Raw genomic sequence first — 966 nt, 5'->3', positions numbered from 1 at the left:
TTGTTCTTTGAAAACTAGATAACAGTAATTGCTGAGGAAAAGTGAAACTTTTCTTTAATCAAACCAATAAATAACACAACATTATGTTGTACCATTTATTCGCTAATGGTTAAGTTAGAAAGGGCGCACGGTGAATGCCTTGGCACTAGGAGCCGATGAAGGACGGGACTAACACCGATATGCTTCGGGGAGCTGTAAGTGAGCTTTGATCCGGAGATTTCCGAATGGGGAAACCCACTGTTCGTAATGGAACAGTATCTTTATCTGAATACATAGGATATTGAAGGCAGACCCGGGGAACTGAAACATCTAAGTACCCGGAGGAAGAGAAAGCAAATGCGATTTCCTGAGTAGCGGCGAGCGAAACGGAATTAGCCCAAACCAAGAGGCTTGCCTCTTGGGGTTGTAGGACACTCTATACGGAGTTACAAAGGAACGAAGTAAATGAAGCGACCTGGAAAGGTCCGTCGAAGAAGGTAACAACCCTGTAGTTGAAACTTCGTTCCCTCTTGAGTGGATCCTGAGTACGGCGGAACACGTGAAATTCCGTCGGAAGCTGGGAGGACCATCTCCCAAGGCTAAATACTACCTAGTGACCGATAGTGAACCAGTACCGTGAGGGAAAGGTGAAAAGCACCCCGGAAGGGGAGTGAAAGAGATCCTGAAACCGTGTGCCTACAAGTAGTCAGAGCCCGTTAATGGGTGATGGCGTGCCTTTTGTAGAATGAACCGGCGAGTTACGATCCCATGCAAGGTTAAGCTGATAAGGCGGAGCCGTAGCGAAAGCGAGTCTGAATAGGGCGTTTAGTATGTGGTTGTAGACCCGAAACCAGGTGATCTACCCATGTCCAGGGTGAAGTTCAGGTAACACTGAATGGAGGCCCGAACCCACGCACGTTGAAAAGTGCGGGGATGAGGTGTGGGTAGCGGAGAAATTCCAATCGAACCTGGAGATAGCTGGTTCTC

At 48.0% G+C, this 966-nt stretch carries 1 rRNA gene; it reads left to right on the top strand.

The window, feature by feature from the left end:
• Positions 1–107: 107 nt before the first annotated feature.
• Positions 108–966: ribosomal RNA gene (locus SB717_RS33350) — 23S ribosomal RNA — on the top strand; the annotation flags it as partial.

Source organism: Priestia sp. SIMBA_032 (assembly GCF_046535215.1).
Lineage (GTDB): Bacteria > Bacillota > Bacilli > Bacillales > Bacillaceae_H > Priestia > Priestia aryabhattai.
Note: the sequence above shows the minus strand (reverse complement) of the source record. Positions and strands in the feature narration are given on the sequence as shown.